Below are 20335 nucleotides of genomic sequence, written 5' to 3'. Positions count from 1 at the left end.
TCAATTTATTCCAAGTCCCGGGCCGGATATCTTTTCAGCGGATGACCCGACCGCCCAGGACAACGTGCGCCAGGCCATGGACCGCCTCCGGTACCTTCCGCGGGTCTTCCCGGCACACGACAACATCTGCCCGCGCCCCTTCTTCCAGGCCGTCCGCGCCCAGCCACTCCCGCGCACTCCAGCACGCGGCGTCCAGGGCAGACGCCATGGGCAGGCCCGCAGCATGGAGGGCCAGGATCTCGTCGGCGATCCTGCCGTGCCTGATCACGCTGCCGGCGTCGGTCCCGGCGTAGATCCGCACGCCTGCCTCGAACGCCTCAAGCACCCGTTCCTTCCGCCGTTCCCACAGTGAACGCATGTGCGCCGCATACCGCGGAAACTTGGGCGCCGCCTGGGCAGCAATGTCCGGGAACGTGGCGATGTTGACCAGGGTGGGCACAATGGGCACCTTCTGCTCCACGAACCTGGGCAGGTGCCTCGGCAGGAGGCCGGTGGCGTGCTCGACGCAGTCGATGCCGGCGTCCAGCACGTCATCGAGCGTCTCTTCCGCGAAGCAGTGGGCGGTAACGCGTGCGCCTTCGTCATGGGCGGCCAAGACGGCATCGCGGACGACGGCGGCAGGGAACGACGGCGCGAGGTCGCCGGCGTCGCGGTCAATCCAGTCCCCCACGAGCTTGACCCATCCGTCGCCTTCCCTGGCCTGTTTACGGACAGCTTCCACCAGGCCCTCCGGTTCGACTTCCTCAGCGAAACCCCGCAGGTACCGGCGCGTGCGCGCAACGTGGCGTCCGGCGCGGATCAGCACCGGGACGTCTTTTCTGTCCTGCAGCCACCGCGTGTCAGCAGGGGAACCTGCGTCACGGATCAACAGTGTGCCGGCCATCAGGTCCGTCCGCGCCTGCTCTTCGGCGGTCGGAGCATCCACCGCCCCTCCCACGCCGAGCCCGATGTGGCAGTGGGCATCCACGAAGCCCGGCAGCACCCATCCCGCCAGGATCCGGTCCGGGGCCTTTGCCGGCCGGCGGAACGTCAGGCGCCCGTCAACAGACCACAGTCCGCGCTGTCCACTCCCGGGTCCGGTCAGGACCGTCCCCGTGAACTCGATGATTTCTGCCATGTGCACCTCTTTCCTGCCCGGTCAGGCTAGCACCGGCAATGTGACAAGCTCCGAAAGAAAGGCTGTGGTAGCTTTCATCTTGACCACACGGGTGCCCCTGCAGGGGCTGAGATCGGGCTGACGCAGCCTGCGACCGTCGAACCTGTCCGGGTAATGCCGGCGAAGGAAGTGAGTATTCCTTGAATACACCAAATCAGCAGCTGAACCCTGCCCGCAACACCCCGGGTGCCACCACTGACGGGAACCCGCCCCCGGTGACGCAATCCCTGAAATCCCATTCCCTGGCCTACCTCGAGGACGCCGGGACCGGTATCCGTGTTCCCGTGACGGAAATCGCGTTGGAGCCGTCCCCCAACGGCGTTCCGAACCAGCCGTTCCGGACTTACCGGACGGCCGGTCCGGGGAGCGACCCCGTTCAGGGTCTTCCTCCTTTCCGCAAGGATTGGATCGAGGCGCGGGCAGACACGGAAGCGTACAGCGGCAGGGAGAGGAACCTGCTCGACGACGGCCGCTCGGCCGTGCGCCGCGGCGCCGCCAGCGCGGAGTGGAAGGGAGCGCCTCCCGTGCCCCGCCGCGCCGTCGAGGGACGGACCGTGACACAGATGCACTACGCACGGCAGGGCGTCATAACCCCGGAAATGCGCTTCGTGGCGCTGCGGGAAAACTGCGATGTTGAACTGGTCCGGAGCGAACTCGCCGCAGGACGGGCCATCATTCCCAACAACATCAACCACCCCGAATCCGAGCCGATGATCATCGGCAAGGCCTTCCTGGTGAAGATCAACGCCAACATCGGCAACTCTGCAGTGACCAGTTCAATCGCCGAAGAGGTGGACAAGCTGCAGTGGGCAACCCGGTGGGGCGCCGACACCGTCATGGATCTCTCCACCGGCGAGGACATCCACACCACCCGGGAATGGATCATCCGCAACTCGCCTGTCCCGATCGGCACCGTCCCCATCTACCAGGCCCTGGAGAAAGTCAACGGCGAGGCCAACGCCCTGACCTGGGAGATCTTCCGCGACACCGTCATCGAACAGTGCGAACAGGGCGTGGACTACATGACCATCCACGCCGGCGTGCTGCTCCGGTACGTTCCCCTGACCGCCAACCGCGTCACCGGCATTGTGTCCCGCGGCGGATCAATCATGGCGGGGTGGTGCCTGGCGCACCACCGGGAGAACTTCCTCTACACGCACTTCGACGAGCTCTGCGGGATCTTCGCGCGGTACGACGTCGCGTTTTCCCTGGGCGACGGCCTGCGGCCGGGCGCGACGGCGGATGCCAACGACGCCGCGCAGTTTGCCGAGCTGGACACCCTCGCCGAGCTCACGCAGCGTGCCTGGGAGTACGACGTCCAGGTGATGGTGGAGGGTCCTGGACACGTTCCGTTCCACCTGGTCAGGGAGAACGTTGAACGGCAGCAGGAGCTGTGCAAGGGCGCACCGTTCTACACGCTGGGCCCGCTGGTGACCGACGTTGCCCCGGGCTATGACCACATCACCTCCGCCATTGGAGCCACGGAAATTGCCCGCTACGGCACGGCGATGCTGTGCTACGTCACGCCCAAGGAACACCTGGGGCTGCCCAACAAGGACGACGTCAAGACAGGGGTGATCACGTACAAGATCGCTGCCCATGCGGCAGACCTTGCCAAAGGCCACCCGGGCGCCCACGAACGTGATGACGCACTGTCCAAGGCACGCTTCGAGTTCCGCTGGCGTGACCAGTTTGCGTTGTCGCTGGACCCGGAGACGGCCGAGGCCTTCCACGACGAGACCCTCCCGGCCGAACCGGCCAAGACGGCACACTTCTGCTCCATGTGCGGGCCCAAGTTTTGCTCCATGCGGATCAGCCAGGACATCCGGGACGAATACGGATCCGCGGAGGCACAGGCAGCCCTTGCTGAAGCGGCAGCCGGCATGCGGGGCAAGAGCGAAGAATTCCTGGCTGCCGGCGGGAAAGTTTATCTGCCGGAGCTGAGCGTTCCGCCGGGGCGGTAGGAGCCTGCAGGTTCCGTCCGGCTGGTCATTGGGGGCCGGCCGGACGGGCTCCTGTGGAGGGCAGGTTCGGGCGGGATCAGGAGGCGCGTGCCTCCACGCGGCCTGAGTCGCTGATGAACGAACGGATGATGCGGTCCCCTTCCGGGGAGTCGTGGGGCCGGTGGCCGCCGGCGGCCGTGCGGTGAACCGCCCCGGTCTCACGGAGGTAGCCGGCGATCTCCTCGTAGAGCGGCTCCCAGCCGCCGGTCAGGACGAGCGTGGGCACGCCGGGAACGATATGCAGCGGGGCTTCCCAGGACGGCGCCTGCAGCCGCAGCCGCCTGGCAGAACGCTTCTCCTCGGCAGTCACCGGCTGCTGCAGGTCGGTGGCATAGACCCTGCGGACGAACTCGCGCTGGAAATCCTCGTCACTGAGTTGATGCCGGGCGTTGAACAGGGGCTGCATCAGCCCGATGTGCGCCGCCGTGGCCGGCAGTTCAGCGGTCAGGGACAGGCAGGCCGGCTCCACCAGGGTCAGCGAGTACACAAGGTCCGGACGTTCGACGGCGGCCATCATGGCGGAGATGGCTCCTTGCGCATGCGCCACGACGTGCCCGCCGGCGGTGCCCCGGCCGTCGTCCCCAAGGGATTCCAGCAGGATGCGCGTGTCCTCCGCGAACGAGGACGCAGTGGGTTCGGCAACGGGATCGAAGCCGTGGCGGCGCAGGAACAGGGCATCGTAGGACAGGGCTATCCCGTGCTGGCGGGGCCAGGCTGCGGCGCCGAAGCTGCCCGCGCCGTGCGCGAACACTACCCTCTGCTTGAACATGACCCAACCCTATTCCACGGCACCGGTATCCCAACCAAGTAGCGCCAAGTGTCGTTATGAACGGTCAAAACGACACCTGGCGCTACCTAGCTGGGAGAGGGGGATGGCTACTTGCCGAGGAACTTGTCGAAGCCCTTGGGCAGGTTCAGCTGGGAGGGATCGAAGTCGCCCGCCTGCTGGCCAAAAGCTGCGCCGGTGGGCAGCGCCTTGGCGGCGTTCGCCCGGCGGGCCTCGGCGTCCTTGCGCTCCTGCGCGGCTTTGGCCGGGTTGCCGGATTTGGCCTTCTTCTTGGGCGCGTTCTTGGCGTTCTTCCGGGCACCGCCGCCGGCCCCCGGCATCCCGGGCATCCCTGGCATGCCCGGCATCCCGCCCTGGGCCATCTTCTTCATCATCTTCTGGGCCTGCGCGAAGCGCTCCAGCAGGCCGTTGACCTCGGAAACGTGGACGCCGGAACCGCGGGCGATGCGGGCACGGCGGGAGCCGTTGATGATCTTGGGGGCCACGCGCTCATGCGGCGTCATGGACCTGACGATGGCCTCCACGCGGTCGATCTCGCGCTCGTCGAACTGCTCCAGCTGCTGGCGGATGTTCTGGGCACCCGGCATCATCATGAGCATTTTCTTCATGGAGCCCATGTTGCGGATCTGCTGCATCTGGGCCAGGAAGTCGTCAAGGGTGAAGTCCTCCTGGTCGGCGAACTTCTTCGCCATCCGGGCGGCTTCGTCCTTGTCCCAGGACTTCTCGGCCTGCTCGATCAGGGTGAGGACGTCACCCATGTCCAGGATGCGCGAGGCCATCCGGTCCGGGTGGAAAAGCTCAAAGTCGTCCAGGCCCTCGCCGGTGGACGCAAACATCACCGGCTTGCCCGTGACTGACGCGACGGAAAGGGCGGCACCGCCGCGGGCGTCGCCGTCGAGCTTGGACAGCACGATGCCGGTGAAGTTGACGCCTTCGTCGAAAGCGAGCGCCGTGTTCACGGCGTCCTGGCCGATCATCGAGTCGATGACGAACAGGACCTCGTTGGGCACGATGGCGCGGCGGATCTGGCGCGCCTGCTCCATCATGTCGGCATCGACGCCCAGCCGGCCGGCGGTGTCCACGATGACGACGTCGTGGAGTTTCTGGCGTGCTTCCTCCACACCGGCGCGGGCAACCTCAACTGGGTCCCCGGCAGGGTGTTCGAGCTCGGTGTAGGTGGCGCCGGGGTGCGGTGCGAAGACGGGCACCTTGGCGCGCTGGCCCACGATCTGCAACTGCGTCACGGCGTTGGGGCGCTGGAGGTCACAGGCCACGAGCATCGGGCTGTGGCCCTGTGCCTTCAGCCACTTGGACAGCTTTCCGGCGAGGGTGGTCTTGCCGGCACCCTGGAGGCCGGCCAGCATGATGACGGTGGGGCCGCTCTTGGCCAGGCGGATCCGGCGGGTTTCACCACCGAGGATCTCCACCAGTTCCTCGTTGACGATCTTGACGATCTGCTGGCTCGGGTTCAGTGCACCGGAGACCTCAGCGCCCAGGGCGCGTTCCCGTACCCGGCCGGTGAACTCACGGACAACTGGAACGGCAACATCGGCGTCCAAAAGGGCGCGGCGGATCTCGCGGACTGTGGCATCGACGTCGGCTTCGGTAAGCCTGCCTTTACCGCGCAGGTTCTTGAAGGTTGCTGTCAACCGGTCAGAGAGTGAATTGAACACGCGACGTGCACTTCTTTCAGTGGATGATCAGGGCAGTGGATGATCAAAGGCTGTTGATGATCGGGACTCGACTATCTAGGGTACCAAGCCGGGCCCGCAAGGTGGCATGCTGGCCAAATGACGAGCCAACCAACTGTTAAGACCCTGCTCATCCTCGGCGCCTCGGGGGACCTGACGGGCAGGCTGCTCCTGCCGGGACTGGCGCGCCTGGTGGCGAGGGGGCGTGCTGCGGGCCTCCGGCTGGTGGGGGCCGGATCCGATCCCTGGACCCCGGAACAGTGGCGGGAACGGGTGCATGCGTCCTTCGAGGCAGCCGCCGGGTCCGCAACCCCCGAGGGGAAGGAGGCCCTCCAGTCCCTTGAGAAGGAAACGGTATACCACCAGCTGGATGTCACCGCCGAGGGAGCGCTGGCCTCGCTTCTTGGGGCGCTCGAGGGACCCACCGCCGTCTACTTCGCCCTGCCGCCGCGCATCAGCCAGCTTGCCTGTGAGTCCCTCCGGCCGGAGCAGGTCCCGCCGGGCACGCGGCTGGTGATGGAAAAGCCCTTCGGTTCCAGTGAGGACTCGGCCCGCTCGCTCAACCAGACCCTGGTCCGGCTGGTCCCCGAAGACCATGTCCACCGGGTGGACCACTTCCTGGGCAAGGCCACGGTGCTGAACATCCTGGGCCTGCGGTTCGCCAACAATTTCCTGGAACCGGTGTGGGACCGGCACCACGTGGAAAAGGTGGAAATCATCTTCGACGAGGACCTCGCGCTGGAGGGGCGGGCCCGCTACTACGACGGCGCCGGCGCACTGCGGGACATGATCCAGAGCCACCTGCTGCAGATCATGGCCCTGCTGGCCATCGAGCCTCCGGCCACCATCGGTGAACGGGACCTGCGGGATGCCATTTCCGCCGTCCTCCGGGCCAGCAGCGTACCGGAGCCCTATGCCGGTTCCACCCGCAGGGCACGTTACACAGCCGGCCAGGCAGGAGGGAAGGACGTACCCGACTACGCACGGGAGGAAGGCGTGGACGCTGAACGCGGGACGGAGACGCTGGCCGAGATCCAGGTCAACATCGACAACTGGCGCTGGAACGGGGTCCCGTTCATTCTTCGGTCCGGCAAGGCAATGGGCGCCAAGCGGAAGGAGGCAGTGGTCACCTTCCGCCCGGTTCCCCACCTGCCCCGGGGCTTCACCGGCGTGGACTCCCCCAACAAGCTGCGCATCGGCTTCGGCCCGGACACCCTAAGGTTCGACGTCGACGTGAACGGGCCCGGGAACATCTTCAGCCTGAGCCGGGCCACCCTGGAAACCGAGCTCAGCGGCTCCGACCTCCTCCCCTACGGCGAAGTCCTGGAGGGGGTACTGGCGGGCGACCCGCTGCTGTCCGTCCGCGGAGATACGGCGGAGGAGTGCTGGCGGATAGTAGAGCCGGTCCTGCACGCCTGGCAGCAGGACTCGGTCCCCCTGGAAGAGTACGACGCCGGCTCTGCCGGGCCCGCAGCCTGGCCCACCGCGGTGCCCGGGGACTGAGCCGCAGCGGCTTGGGGCGGCGGCCAAGCCGCCGATCTGCGGCCCTGCCTTAAACAACGGAAGAGCGGGCAGGAAACCCTGGGGGTTCCTGCCCGCTCTTCTTGCTGTTCACGGATATTTCCGTGGAGTACCGCCGGCCCTAGATTGCGGCGACGCCGCGTTCACCGGTGCGGACCCGGACGGCTTCGGAGACATCCACGGTCCAGACCTTGCCGTCACCTGCCCGGCCGGTGTTGGAGCTGGCGATGATGACATCGAGGATGTCGTCCGCCTGCTCGTTTGTGGCCAGGACCTCCACGCGGATCTTTGGCAGCAGATCCACGTTGTACTCCGCTCCGCGGTAGACCTCGGTATAGCCGCGCTGCCGGCCATAGCCGCTGGCCGCGCTGACCGTCAGACCCTGCACGCCGTAGGCCTCCAGTCCTTCCCGGATGGCTTCGAGCTTTTCCGGCCTGACGATCGCTGTAATCAGTTTCATGCCCCCACGCTTTCCTTACCTGTTGCTGATTCTGTCTTCTGCGCACCCGTTGCTGCGTCGGATGCCTGCGCGGCGTCCGCCTGGGTCTTTCCGGTGATCATGTCGTGCAGGGGCTGGAAGCTTCCGCCGTGTCCCCCGACGCCGAACTCGTAGGCGGTTTCGGCGTGCAGGCTGAGGTCCACACCCACCGTCTCCTGTTCCTGCGAGACCCGGAAGCCCATGGTCTTGTGGATTGCCAGGGCGATGATCGTGGTCAGGATCGCGGAGTAGGCAATGGCAATGCCGGCTGCTGCGAGCTGCGCCCACATCTGGGTCATGCCGCCGCCGTAGAAGAGGCCGCCGCCGGCGCCTTCCTCGGGAAGGGCGATGAAGCCAAGGGCCACGGTGCCGATGATGCCGGAAACCAGGTGGACACCCACGACGTCGAGCGAGTCATCGAAGCCCCAGCGGAACTTCAGCCCAACTGCCAGGGCGGAGGCGACGCCTGCCACAATGCCCAGGCCAAGGGCACCGACCGGGCTGACGTTGGCGCAGGCGGGGGTGATGGCAACGAGGCCTGCCACCACGCCGGAGGCTGCACCGAGTGAGGTGGGGTGGCCGTCGCGGATGCGCTCCGTGACCAGCCAGCCGAGCATTGCTGCTGCCGGGGCGGCGAGGGTGTTGACCCAGATGAGGCCGCCCTGCTCTGCGGTGGAGGCTGCGCCGCCGTTGAAGCCGAACCAGCCAAACCAGAGAATGGCAGCGCCGAGCATCACGAACGGGATGTTGTGCGGGCGGTGGTTGGGGTCCTTGCCGAAGCCCCGGCGGTTACCGACGATGAAGACGAGGATCAGGGCTGCAACACCGGCGTTGATGTGCACCACGGTGCCGCCGGCGAAGTCGATGGCCTCGCCGAGTGCAGCGCCGACAGCGCCTTCGGTGCTGAACAGGCCGCCGCCCCACACCATGTAGGCAAGCGGGCAGTAGACCAGCGTGACCCAGACCGGAACGAAGACGGTCCAGGCGCCGAACTTGGCGCGGTCAGCGATGGCGCCGCTGATGAGGGCCACCGTGATGATGGCGAAGGTGGCGCCGAAGCCCACCGTGATGAGCCCGTCAGGGCTGTCAATGCCTTCAAGCCCGAAGTTGGCGAAGGGGCTGCCCACCATCTGAAGGAAGCCGTCCCCGGTGGTCATTGAGTATCCCCACAGGACCCAGATGACCCCCACCATGCCGATGGAGATGAAGCTCATCATCATCATGTTCAGCGCGGCCTTGGCCCGGGTCATGCCGCCGTAGAAAAATGCCAGACCCGGTGTCATCAACAGCACAAGCGCCGCCGACACCATGATCCATACGTGACCTGCGGTAAGTTCCATGGTGCACGCCTCTCTTGTCTATTTGGTCGAAATTGCGGAGATGATCCGCCTGCCAACGCCTTTTGCGTCCTGTAACGAGTGTGTCGGCGCTGTGTTTCGGCCGCGGAGGATTTGTATTGCGGGGCTGTTACAACAACCTCTAGGAAGTAAATGGTGCATATCTGGCTTGTTACGGTTATGTTTCACCCCTCCCGCCGAAGCCCGGCACCCACGTACGCAAGGACCACTGGACCATGACGGCAGATACCCGCGTGAGCCGCGCAACATTGCGGATTTTTTCGATGCTGCGCCGGGACAGGCAGAAGCTCCCGCGCGACATCAAGGTGATGCTGGCCGCGGCCTTCCTGATTGCGCTGGGATTCGGTCTTGTTGCCCCCGTGTTGCCGCAATTCGCCACAACCTTCGGGGTGGGAAATACCGAGGCGTCCGTGATCGTGGCCATCTTCGCGTTCATGCGGCTGGTCTTTGCCCCTGCGGGCGGCGCCCTGATAGGCCGGCTGGGCGAGCGCCCCGTCTATGTCACGGGGCTGCTGATCGTGGCGGCGTCCACCGCTGCGTGCGCCTTCGCCCAGGATTACTGGCAGCTGCTGCTGTTCCGCGGGCTTGGCGGCGCCGGCTCAGTGATGTTCACGGTGGCGTCGATGGCGCTGGTGGTGCGGCTCGCGCCGCCCGAGAGCAGGGGCCGCGTCTCGGGTGCCTATGCGTCCGCGTTCCTCATCGGGAACGTGTGCGGCCCGATCGTGGGCGGGCTGCTGGCAGGTTTCGGCCTGCGCGTTCCCTTCCTGGCGTACGCGGCTGCCCTGGTGGTGGCCGCCGTCGTGGTCCAGACGCAGCTGAGCCATCAGCGCCGGGGCAGCGGGCCCCGGCAGGAACGCCCCGACATGCCGCTGGCCGAGGCCCTTGCTGTAGGGACGTACCGGACGGCGCTGGTGTCCAGCTTCGTTAACGGCTGGGCCACGTTCGGGGTCCGGATGGCCACCGTTCCGCTGTTCGCGGTGGCCGCCCTCGGCGCGGGGCCTGAAGCGGCGGGGTTCGCGCTGGCGGTCTTTGCTGCCGGCAACGCTGCCGCCCTGACGTTCTCGGGCCGGCTGGCCGATACCTTGGGCCGCAAGCCCATGATGGTGGCCGGACTTCTCGTGGCGGGTGCCTCCACGGCTGCCATCGGCTTCACCACCGGGCTGGGCTGGTTCCTGGCGGCATCGGCGCTGGCCGGCATCGGCTCGGGACTCTTCGGCCCTGCCCAGCAGGCCGCCGTCGCCGATGTGATCGGCAACGGGCGGTCCGGCGGGAAGGTGCTGGCCGTGTACCAGATGACGTCCGACGTCGGCGCGATTGTGGGGCCGGTCCTGGCCGGCGTGCTGGCCGACCGGCTGGGCTACGGCTGGGCCTTCGGGGTGACCGGCGGCATCATGGTGGTGGCGGCGTGCACCTGGCTTGCCACCCGGGAGAGCCTGCGGAAGCCCGCGGCGTAACGGCCGGCTTCTGCTGCTAGTTCAGCAGCGCGTCCACGAAGCCCTCAACCTCGAAGGGGGCAAGGTCGTCCGCCCCTTCCCCGAGGCCGATCAGCTTCACCGGGACGCCCAAGGCCTTCTGGATTGCGACGACGATGCCGCCCTTGGCGGTTCCGTCCAGTTTGGTCAGGACGATGCCGGTGATGTTGACCACTTCGGAGAACACGCGGGCCTGGTTCAATCCGTTCTGGCCTGTGGTTGCGTCCAGCACCAGGAGGACCTCGTCCACCTCGGCCAGCTTCTCCACCACGCGCTTGACCTTCCGGAGTTCGTCCATCAGGCCAACCTTGTTCTGCAGCCGGCCGGCGGTGTCGATCATGACCACGTCGACTTCCTGGTCGATGCCGGCCTTGACCGCCTCGTAGGCAACCGAGGCGGGATCTGCGCCGTCGATGTCCGACTTGACGGTGGGAACGCCGACGCGCTGGCCCCAGGTTGCCAGCTGCTCTGCGGCGGCAGCACGGAACGTGTCCGCCGCACCGAGCAGGACGTCCTTGTCTTCTGCCACCAGCACCCGGGCAAGCTTGCCTACGGTGGTGGTCTTGCCGACGCCGTTCACGCCGACCACCATCATCACGGCAGGCCTGTCGGCGTGCCGCTGGACGTTGAGCGTGCGGTCCATGGTGGGATCGACGAGCTTGATAAGCTCCTCCCGCAGCAGCAGTTTGACCTGCTCAGGAGTCCGTGTGCCCAGCACCTTCACGCGTTCGCGCAGCGCGTCCACGAGCTGCATGGTGGGTTCGGTGCCGAGGTCTGCGAGGAGGAGCGTTTCCTCCACTTCGTCCCAGACGTTTTCGTCGATCTTGTCGCTCGAGAGCAGGGCCAGGAGCCCCTTGCCCATGACGTTGTTGGAGCGGACCAGCCGTTCGCGGAGACGGACCAGCCGGCCTGCCACAGGCAGCGGGGTTTCCACCGGAATGACTTCAAGTCCTGCGGCGTTGTCCGGGACCTCGGTGGTTTCCAGCCCTTCAAGGTCCGCGCCGTCCGGGGCCGTGCGGTCTGCCACCGAGCCCGGCCGGTCCTCCACGGCCGTGCTGCCGCCCCGCGGCTGGACGGGGTCGTTGGCGTCCCGCGTGCCGGGGTAGCGCGTGATGTTCTTCCGGGTCTTCATCAGGACCGGAATCAGCCCGCCGAGAACCACCAGGGCAGCAAGGATGGACAGAAGTATGGGAAGGATGTCATTCACTCCCCTAGCTTCTCATAGACCCCGGGGCTCTTTTGGGGCCGGCAAGGCAGTTGACCTGCCGTTACACCGGCAGCGTCAGACCTCGGCCCCAAGCCTCTGGCTGATCACGGTGGAGACGCCGTCGCCGCGCATGGTGACGCCGTACAGGGCATCGGCAACTTCCATGGTCCGCTTCTGGTGGGTGATGACGATGAGCTGGCTGGATTCCCGGAGTTCTTCGAAGATCGTGATGAGCCGGCCCAGGTTGGTGTCGTCCAGGGCCGCCTCCACCTCGTCCATGACGTAGAACGGCGAAGGCCGCGCCTTGAAGATGGCAACGAGCAGGGCCACGGCGGTCAGCGAGCGTTCGCCGCCGGACAGGAGTGACAGCCGCTTGATCTTCTTGCCGGCGGGACGGGCCTCCACGTCGATGCCGGTGGTGAGCATGTCGGAGGGGTCGGTCAGGACCAGCCGCCCCTCGCCGCCCGGGAAGAGCCTGGCGAAGACCCGGGTGAACTGGGCCTGGGTATCCTCGAACGCCTCCGTGAACACCCGCTGGACGCGGTCATCCACTTCCTTAATGATGTCCAGGAGGTCCTTCCGGCTGGCCTTCAGGTCCTCCAGCTGGGCGCTGAGGAACTGGTGGCGCTCCTCAAGCGCGGCGAATTCCTCCAGCGCCAGGGGGTTGACCCTGCCCAGGCCGGCGAGGTCCCGTTCGGCCTTACGCAGCCGCTTTTCCTGCTCTGCCCTGACGTAGGGCTTACCCTCCACGATGTCCGCGCCGGTGTGGTCCACGGGGGCGCGAAGGGCGGCCCATTTGTCACCGCTCTCCCCGGCCGGGACGGGAACCGGGACGTCCGGGCCGAACTCGGCCACCAGGGCATCGGGGGTGATCCCCAGTTCGTCAATGGAGCGGCTCTCGAGGGCCTCGATCCGTGCCTTTTGCTGGGTCCGGGCGAGCTCATCTCGGTGGACGTTGTCCGTGAGGTCGGCGAGCTCGCGGGCCAGCAGTTCGTTTGCGGTCCGGATCGCGGCGAGCTCCCGGTCCCGCTGCTCCCTGTTTTCTTCCGCAAGGTCCCGCTCATGCTGTGCCAGGTCCACGGACACGTCCACATGGCGAAGTGCCAGGCCGACGGCGGCGCAAACGGCTGCTGCCCGCCGCGCCTTGATGCGGCGGACCCGGGCGCGTTCGGCAGCTTCCTCGCGTGCCCTGCGTTCCGTGGCGGCTGCGCGCTCCAGGGATGCGGCCCGGTTCCGTGTGGCAGCGAGCTGCTCTTCGGCGCTGCGGAGCGACAGCCGTGCCTCCACTTCGGCGCTGCGGGCATGGGAGGCCGCTTGGGCCAGCGCGTCACGGTGCCCGGTGGAGGGCTCCTGTTCCAGCGGGACTTCCTGTGCTGCGGCCAAACGGGCGGTGACGGCAGCGAGCGCTTCCTCTTCAGCGGCAACGTTCTGCTCAGCCTTGGCCAGCGATGCCGCCAGGCGGTCGCTTTCCCCGACGGCGCTGCGAAGGACGGAGTTCAGGTGGCCCAGGCGTTCTGCCACGGCGGCCAGCCGGGCATCTGAGTCATGCAGCCTGTCCAGTGCGGCGTCGGCGCGCTCCTGCGCCTCGGCGCGTTGGGCCTCTGCGCCGGACAGGGCGAACCTGTTCCGCTCCAGGTCTGCCGTGACCTCGGCAAGCCCGCTCTCGGCGTCGTCCACGGCCGCCTGCACCTCAAGGAGGGACGGCGCCTTCGCCGAGCCGCCCGTGGCTGACAGGGCTGTAAAGATGTCTCCGGCCCGGGTGACGGCAGTCAGCTCCGGGTGGGCCGCCACCAGGGCGGAAGCGGCCTGGATGTCGGGGACGACGGCGGTGCAGGACAGCAGGTGCGCCACAAGCGGTGTGCACGGGGACGCTGAGGTGACGAGGTCCGCTGCCCAGTGTGCCTCCTCAGGGAGGGGCACTGTGGCGTCCCCTGGCCTTTCCGCAGCGTCAGCGGCCGATTCGACGAGCAGCGACGCGCGTCCGGCGTCGTGGTCCTTGAGAAGCTGGACCACGGCAACAGCAGTTGCGGAATCCTGGACCAGGACGGCCTCGGAGGCCTCGCCCAGGACCGCAGCGATGGCGGTCTCGAAGCCCGGTGTCACAGTCAGTTGCCCTGCCAGGGTTCCGTGGATCCCTTCGAGGCCTGCATGCAGGGCGTGGCTTGCGCCGTCCTTCCGTTCGAGGCCCAGCTTCAGGGCGTCCCGCCGCGCCACCAGGGCGTCGCGCTTCCGAACGCCCTCGCTGACGGCGGCCTGGAGGCCTGCAATCTGCTGGACCACCATGTCCAGGGCGTCGCTGGCGGCCTCGTACTCGGCGTCGAGGGATTCCTCCCCCTCCTCAACGCCCGCCACCTGGTTTTCCAGGGCCGCGAATTCGGCCTGGGCGCGGGCCCGCCGCTCGGTCCCGGCGGCAAGTGATTCGCGCAGCCTGCCCAGCTCCGCCTGGGCGGATTCCACGCGGGACCTCGCCGCCGCCACCTGGCCGGCCAGGCGGGCCAGCCCCTCACGACGGTCTGCTGCCGCGCGGAGCTCTGCGGTGAGCCGCTTGTCCTCTTCCAGGGCAGCGCGTTCCGCTTCGGCCTTGTCCGCAGATGCTGTTTCGAGGGCGCTTCGCCGGTCCAGGATGTCGCGCTCCAGCTCGGCAAGCTCCTCACGGACCCTGGCCGCCTGGCGTTCCAGCTGTTCCGGATCGCGGCCGGGCGGCGGGGCCTCCACGGAACCGAGGAGGCTGTTGCGTTCCTGCGCCAAGGAGCCCAGGGAACGCAGGCGCTCCCTGGTGGCGGACAAACGGTACCAGGCGTCCCTGGCGGCGTTCAGCTGGGGGGTTGCTTCAGCTGCACGTTGTTCCAGCACGGCCTGCTGGCGGCGGCCGGTCTCCAGCTGCCCGGCAACGAGGGCCCGGCGTTCCTTGAGGGCGGCCTCGTCCGCTACGTCCTGTTCCAGCGCCAGCTGCAGCTGGACGAGGTCGTCTGCCAGGAGGCGGGCGCGGGCATCGCGGACATCGAACTGGACACGCTGGGCCCGTCGGGCCACTTCGGCCTGCTTCCCCAAGGGCGTGAGCTGGCGGCGGATTTCTCCGGTGAGGTCGTTGAGGCGCTGCAGGTTGGCCTGCATGGCGTCCAGCTTGCGCACCGTTCTTTCCTTGCGCCGGCGGTGCTTCAGGATGCCGGCCGCTTCCTCGATGAAGCCCCGGCGGTCCTCCGGGGTGGCGTGCAGGACGCGGTCGAGCTGGCCCTGGCCCACAATGACGTGCATCTCGCGGCCGAGGCCGGAATCCGACAGAAGTTCCTGGATATCCAGCAGGCGGCACCCGGCGCCGTTGATGGCATATTCCGAGCCGCCCGAGCGGAACAGGGTCCGCGAAATGGTCACTTCGCTGTACTCGATGGGCAGGGCGCCGTCAGCGTTGTCGATGGTCAGCGAGACGTGGGCCCGGCCCAGGGGCGGCCGGCCCGAGGTGCCGGCGAAGATGACGTCCTCCATCTTGCCGCCGCGAAGGGTCTTGGCACCCTGCTCCCCCATAACCCACGCCAAGGCGTCCACCACATTGGACTTTCCGGATCCATTGGGGCCAACAACCGCGGTAACCCCAGGCTCGAAATTGAAGGTGGTGGCGGACGCGAATGACTTGAACCCCCGGACGGTCAGGCTTTTGAGGTGCAAGGCGTTTCGGTTCTCCTGCTCGGCGGACGCGGATGGTGGGGACAGCCACGGATACCTACAATCTACTGCGGGGCCGGGGCATTTTCGCGCAGAAGCCCGCGCGGGCCGGGCCGGATGTCCTGCCAGGCATGTGCAGGAATGGACCGGCACCGGGCATGATTAGTCCTTGGGCTTTGTGCTTGAGGGGGCGGTTACCCGCCACAGCACAGGACGGACACGAACAGAGGCTTGATTTGATAGGGAATGCAACGTTCCGGCACCGCAACACCGCTCTGCTCTCGGTGATCAGCGTCCAGGCTCCGCGGATTGTCAGTTCCACGGAATTCGACCACCGGCTGGCATCCACCCTGCGCCGGCTGAAATTTCCCCCAAAGCTGCTCGAACGGGTAGCCGGTGTCACGCACCGCAGATGGTGGGCCCCCGGTACCTCCTTCGACGACGCCGCCATCGAGGCGGGAGCGAAGGCCCTGGCGGACTCCGGCATTGAAGCGTCCGAGGTGGGACTGCTGATCAACACCTCCGTCACGCGGCGGAACCTCGAACCGTCTGTCGCGGTCAAGGTCCACCACGGACTGGGCCTCCCGTCCTCGGCCATGAATTTCGACGTCGCCAACGCCTGCCTGGGATTCGTCAACGGCATGACCCTGGCCGCGAACATGATCGACTCCGGCCAGATAAAGTACGCGGTGATCGTCAACGGCGAGGATGCCCAGGCCACGCAGGAGGCCACCCTGGACCGGCTGCAGAGGCCCGAAACAACCCGCGAGGACTTCAACCGCGAGTTCGCCACGCTCACGCTGGGCTCAGGGGCGGCTGCGGCCGTCCTGGGGCCGGCGGACGAACACCCGGGGGCGCACCGGATCCTCGGCGGCGTGATGCGGGCCGGGACGGAACACCACGAGCTGTGCGTCGGCGGCATCGACGGCATGGCCACTGACACAAAGGGCCTTCTCGACGGCGGCCTGCAGTTGGTGCTCGACGCCTGGCATGAGGCCCAGCCGGAGTGGGATTGGGGCTCGATGGACCGTTACGTCACGCACCAGGTGAGTACGGCGTACACCCAGGCCATCGTTGACGCCATTGACCTGGACCCGGACAAGGTGCCCATCACGTTCCCGCACTGGGGCAATGTGGGGCCGGCTTCCCTCCCCATGACGCTGGCCGCCGAGGCGCAGAACCTTAATGAAGGGGACCGCGTACTGTGCATGGGCGTCGGTTCCGGCCTCAACACCGCCATGGTGGAGATCGTTTGGTAGCCGTCGACTGGCCCGGCGTCGACCCGGAATGGTCACGCACAATCGATGTGCCGTCCACCTCAGGCGCGGATGAACCCGGAACGGTGCGCCGCTGGCACCTTCTGGACAACGGACCGCAGCTGTCCCGCCGCGGCCTGGCTCCCGCCGGCACGCTGCTGTGCGTGCACGGCAACCCGACCTGGTCCTACCTGTGGCGGACTCTGCTGGCCGCCGGATCCCATCCGGAGCAGCAGCCGTGGCGCGTGGTGGCCGTGGACCAGCTGGACATGGGCTTCTCCGAGCGGACCGGGACATTCCGGCGGCTGGCGGACAGGATCAACGATCTTGGCGACCTCACCGCCGCCCTGGGGCTGGACGGCCCCGTGGTCACCGTCGGCCACGACTGGGGCGGCGTGATCAGCCTCGGCTGGGCCCTGGCCCATCAGCAGCAGCTCGCCGGGGTGGTGCTGACCAACACCGCGGTCCACCAGCCTGCCGGCTCACCCATCCCGCCGGCTCTGCGGCTTGCCCTGCACCCCGCGGTGCATAAGTGGGGCACAACGACGTCGGACGCTTTCCTGCGGGTGACCCATGCCCTGGCCCGCCCGCAGCTTGCCCCCAAGGTCCGCCGCGCGTTTATGGCCCCGTACGCGGGCGCCGGCCGCCGCGGGGGCGTGGGGAACTTCGTGGCTGACATCCCCGCAGACGCATCCCATCCCAGCTTTGCCGCGCTCAGGCGCGTCGCCGAAGGAGTGCGGGGGCTGAACGTTCCAGCGCTGCTGCTCTGGGGCCCGCGGGATCCCATCTTTTCCGACCGGTACCTCAAGGACCTGATCGGCCGGCTGCCGGCCGCGAAAGTACACCGCTTCGAAGGAGCCGGCCACCTGGTCGCGGAGGACCGGGACATCGCCGGTCCCGTCTTCGAGTGGCTCGCCGGGTATGGCGGGGACAGTACGCCTGTTGGCGGAGGGACTGTGTCCGCGGCGGCAGCTCAGCCTGCCGTGCCTCGCCAGGCTGAATCTCCCGCGCCTGCGCCTTCCCCGACGCCGTCTTCACCTGCGGTGCCTTCACCTACGGTGCCTTCCTTTGCGGAAGATTCCGGCACCCGCTTCACGCCTTTGTGGGAACCACTGGCGGAGCTCGCGGCAGGAGCGGCCGGCGGGGACACCGCCGTCGCGGAAATGGCCGCGGACGGGAGTGTTTCCCGTTCGCTCAGCTGGCTGGAGCTTGAACAGCAGATCGCCGCCGTCGCCAATGGACTCCGGCAGGCCGGGGTGCGGACGGGCAGTCGCGTGAGCCTGATGGTTCCACCCGGCGTGGACCTGACCGTGGTCCTCTACGCCTGCCTGCGGCTCGGCGCAGTGGTGGTGGTGGCGGACGCCGGACTCGGCACGCGGGGCCTGAGCCGCGCCGTCAAGGGCTCCGTCCCGGATTTCCTTATTGGCATCGACAAGGCCCTCGCGGCAGCATCGGTACTCGGCTGGCCCGGGCGGCGCATCAGCGTGCGGGACCTGCCGCCCGCCCGCCGCCGGCTCCTCGCCGTCGAGACCTCCCTCGCCGCCCTGGCCCGCCAGGGCAAGCTCCCGACACCTGTCCTGCAGGACCCGGACCCGGATGCGCCCGCCGCGGTGCTCTTCACCTCCGGATCCACCGGACCCGCCAAGGGTGTGGTGTACACGCAGCGGCGGCTGACGGCGATGCGGGATACCGTGGCCGCGACATTGGGGATCCGCCCCGGCGCACGCCTGGTGGCCGGATTCGCGCCGTTCGCGCTGCTGGGACCGGCCCTGGGGGCCGTCTCCGTGACGCCCGCCATGGACGTCACCGCACCGCGCACCCTCACAGCCCGCGCACTGGCGGACGCCGCCGCGGCCATCGACGCCACCGTGGTCTTCGCCTCCCCCGCGGCACTGCGCAACGTCCTCGCCACCCGGATCGGCTTGGGCCAGGCCGGCCAGCAGGCCCTGGGACGCGTGGAACTGCTGCTCTCGGCCGGCGCACCCGTGGCCGAAACGCTCCTCGCGGAGATGCAGCGGCTGCTGCCCCACGCCTCGCTGCACACCCCCTACGGAATGACCGAGGCACTGCCGGTCACCGACATCAGCTTTGAACAGATCCGTGCCGCCGCGGCAGACGCTGCCGCCGGACATACGGCTGGTGCCGGCAACGGCGTGTGCGTGGGACGGCCGGTGCACGGCGCCCGCGTAGCTGTCATCCCGCTTGCTGCGGACGGTACCGCCGCCGGCAACACCCCCGTCACGGAGCCTGGAGTCACCGGCGAGATCCTGGTGAGCGCACCGCATGTGAAGGAAAGCTACGATCGGCTCTGGCTGACCCAGCGTGAGAGCATCCGCACGGCCGGCTGGCACCGCACCGGCGACGTCGGGCACTTCGACAGTGCCGGCCGGCTCTGGGTGGAAGGGCGCCTGGCCCATGTCGTGACCGCGCCGGACGCCGTGGTGACTCCGGTGGGCGCAGAGCAGGCCATCGAGCGCGTGGCCGGCGTCGGGCTGGCGGCCGTCGTCGGCGTCGGACCTTCCGGGACGCAGGCTGTGGTGGCCGTCGTCGAGACGCTGCCGCAGGCCCGCCGGGCGGGTCCCGCCGCGCCGCAGCTCGCAGCGCGGGTCCGTGAAGCGGCCCGGACGCAAGGCGTAAGCGTCTCCGCCGTCCTGGTTGTCCCCTTCCAGCCCACCGACATCCGCCATAACGCCAAGATCGACCGGACCCGGCTGTCCCGGTGGGCCGCCGCGGTGCTGTCCGGTGGCCGGGCGGGCAGGCCATGAGGGTCCTGGTCACCGGAGCGAGCGGCCTGCTGGGCGGCGGGGTGGCTCGGCTGCTGGTCCGCCAGGGCCATGCCGTCAGCACCTTCCAGCGGCGCCCGGCCGGCGTCGACGGCGCCACGGACCATACCGGGTCCATCACGGACGACGACGCCGTCCGCCGCGCTGTTGCCGGCGCGGAGGGCGTTATCCACCTGGCCGCCAAGGTCTCCTTCACGGGCAAGGCCGCGGACTTCGATGCCGTGAACGTGGACGGCACGCGCCGCCTGCTCCGCGCGGCCCGCAGGGCGGGCGTCAGGGACGTGGTCTTCGTTTCCTCGCCGTCCGTGGCCAACTCGGGGGCCGCCATAGCGGGGTTGGGCGCCGAACCCGCGGACCCTGCCCGCGCACATGGAGACTATTCGCGCACCAAAGCCGAAGCCGAGCTGCTGGCGCTGGCTGCGGACTCCCCGGATTTCCGGGTCGCAGCGGTGCGCCCGCACATCGTCTGGGGCCCTGGTGACACACAACTGGTGGAACGGGTCCTGGACCGTGCCCGCCGCCGCCGGTTGCACCTGCTCGGCGACGGGGCTGCCCTGATCGACACAACCTACGTGGACAATGCCGCCTCAGCCATCGCCGCGGCGCTGCACCGCATGGACCACATCCACGGCCGGGCGCTCGTGGTCAGCAACGGTGAACCACGGCCGGTGGGCGAGCTGCTGGCGGGCATCTGCGCCGCCGGCGGCGTCCCGGCTCCGTCCTGGTCCGTTCCGGGCGGCCTGGCGCGGGCGGCAGGATCGCTGATCGAAGTTTTGTGGACCCGGGCCGGGCGGGCCGGGGAACCACCGATGACCAGGTTCCTCGCCGAACAGCTCTCCACCGCCCACTGGTTCGACCAGCGTGAAACCCGCCGGCTCCTGGACTGGGCACCGGCAGTATCCATTGACGAGGGCCTGGCGAGGCTGGCCGGACACTACCGCGCCCGATAGCCGGCTGCTTTAT

13 protein-coding genes and 1 riboswitch are annotated in these 20335 nt (G+C 68.1%); of the genes, 6 read left to right on the top strand and 7 right to left on the bottom strand.

Annotation, left to right across the window (positions count from 1 at the left end; translation table 11 throughout):
• Positions 1–34 precede the first annotated feature (34 nt).
• Positions 35–1117: an amidohydrolase family protein gene (locus tag IEX33_RS04795; protein WP_188728045.1), complete on the bottom strand. Its 1083-nt coding sequence runs from the start codon at positions 1115–1117 to the stop codon at positions 35–37.
• 77 nt (positions 1118–1194) lie between these two features.
• A riboswitch (TPP riboswitch) is annotated at positions 1195–1302 on the top strand.
• Between IEX33_RS04795 and thiC the strand changes: the two genes are divergently transcribed.
• Positions 1297–3120, top strand: a complete 1824-nt coding sequence (gene thiC / locus IEX33_RS04790; protein ID WP_188728040.1) for a phosphomethylpyrimidine synthase ThiC — start codon at positions 1297–1299, stop codon at positions 3118–3120. (Overlaps the previous riboswitch by 6 nt.)
• 76 nt (positions 3121–3196) lie before the next feature.
• Here the strand turns inward: thiC and IEX33_RS04785 are convergent, their stop codons facing one another.
• Both IEX33_RS04785 and ffh read right to left on the bottom strand, forming a co-directional pair.
• Positions 3197–3928 (bottom strand): alpha/beta fold hydrolase, encoded by a 732-nt coding sequence (locus IEX33_RS04785; RefSeq protein ID WP_188728038.1) that lies wholly within the window; start codon positions 3926–3928, stop codon positions 3197–3199.
• 107 nt (positions 3929–4035) lie between these two features.
• Positions 4036–5619, bottom strand: a complete 1584-nt coding sequence (gene ffh, locus IEX33_RS04780; RefSeq protein ID WP_188728037.1) for a signal recognition particle protein — start codon at positions 5617–5619, stop codon at positions 4036–4038.
• Positions 5620–5736: 117 nt separating this feature from the next.
• Here ffh and IEX33_RS04775 point away from each other — a divergent pair, with 117 nt between their 5' ends.
• Positions 5737–7140, top strand: a complete 1404-nt coding sequence (locus tag IEX33_RS04775) for a glucose-6-phosphate dehydrogenase (RefSeq protein ID WP_188728035.1) — start codon at positions 5737–5739, stop codon at positions 7138–7140.
• 139 nt (positions 7141–7279) lie between these two features.
• Here the strand turns inward: IEX33_RS04775 and IEX33_RS04770 are convergent, their stop codons facing one another.
• Together IEX33_RS04770 and IEX33_RS04765 are read right to left on the bottom strand one after the other, a co-directional pair.
• Positions 7280–7618, bottom strand: coding sequence for a P-II family nitrogen regulator (locus IEX33_RS04770; protein WP_104184824.1), 339 nt, complete (start codon positions 7616–7618; stop codon positions 7280–7282).
• Positions 7615–8976, bottom strand: coding sequence for an ammonium transporter (locus tag IEX33_RS04765; RefSeq protein WP_188728033.1), 1362 nt, complete (start codon positions 8974–8976; stop codon positions 7615–7617). Before IEX33_RS04765 ends, IEX33_RS04770 begins: the two co-directional genes overlap by 4 nt.
• 281 nt (positions 8977–9257) lie before the next feature.
• On the opposite strand from IEX33_RS04765, the gene IEX33_RS04760 reads away from it, so the two are divergent.
• Complete coding sequence (locus tag IEX33_RS04760) at positions 9258–10448, top strand: MFS transporter (RefSeq protein ID WP_188728237.1); 1191 nt, start codon at positions 9258–9260, stop codon at positions 10446–10448.
• A 16-nt stretch (positions 10449–10464) separates the two neighbouring features.
• Here the strand turns inward: IEX33_RS04760 and ftsY are convergent, their stop codons facing one another.
• Complete coding sequence (gene ftsY / locus IEX33_RS04755) at positions 10465–11673, bottom strand: signal recognition particle-docking protein FtsY (protein WP_188728031.1); 1209 nt, start codon at positions 11671–11673, stop codon at positions 10465–10467.
• Between the two features lie 75 nt (positions 11674–11748).
• The gene (gene smc, locus IEX33_RS04750; protein ID WP_188728028.1) at positions 11749–15336 is read right to left on the bottom strand and encodes a chromosome segregation protein SMC; all 3588 of its coding nucleotides are present in this window, start codon (positions 15334–15336) and stop codon (positions 11749–11751) included.
• Positions 15337–15569: 233 nt separating this feature from the next.
• Here smc and IEX33_RS04745 point away from each other — a divergent pair, with 233 nt between their 5' ends.
• From IEX33_RS04745 to IEX33_RS04735, 3 genes are read left to right on the top strand one after another with little or no spacing between them, the layout of a single operon-like run.
• On the top strand, positions 15570–16592 hold the full coding sequence (locus IEX33_RS04745) for a 3-oxoacyl-ACP synthase III (RefSeq protein WP_188728026.1): 1023 nt from the start codon (positions 15570–15572) through the stop codon (positions 16590–16592).
• Positions 16586–19354, top strand: coding sequence for an alpha/beta fold hydrolase (locus IEX33_RS04740; RefSeq protein WP_188728024.1), 2769 nt, complete (start codon positions 16586–16588; stop codon positions 19352–19354). Before IEX33_RS04745 ends, IEX33_RS04740 begins: the two co-directional genes overlap by 7 nt.
• Positions 19351–20322 (top strand): NAD-dependent epimerase/dehydratase family protein, encoded by a 972-nt coding sequence (locus IEX33_RS04735; RefSeq protein WP_188728022.1) that lies wholly within the window; start codon positions 19351–19353, stop codon positions 20320–20322. The genes IEX33_RS04740 and IEX33_RS04735 overlap by 4 nt, the downstream gene beginning before the upstream one ends.
• Positions 20323–20335: the final 13 nt, after the last annotated feature.

This window comes from Pseudarthrobacter scleromae (genome assembly GCF_014644515.1).
Lineage (GTDB): Bacteria > Actinomycetota > Actinomycetes > Actinomycetales > Micrococcaceae > Arthrobacter > Arthrobacter scleromae.
Note: the sequence above shows the minus strand (reverse complement) of the source record. Positions and strands in the feature narration are given on the sequence as shown.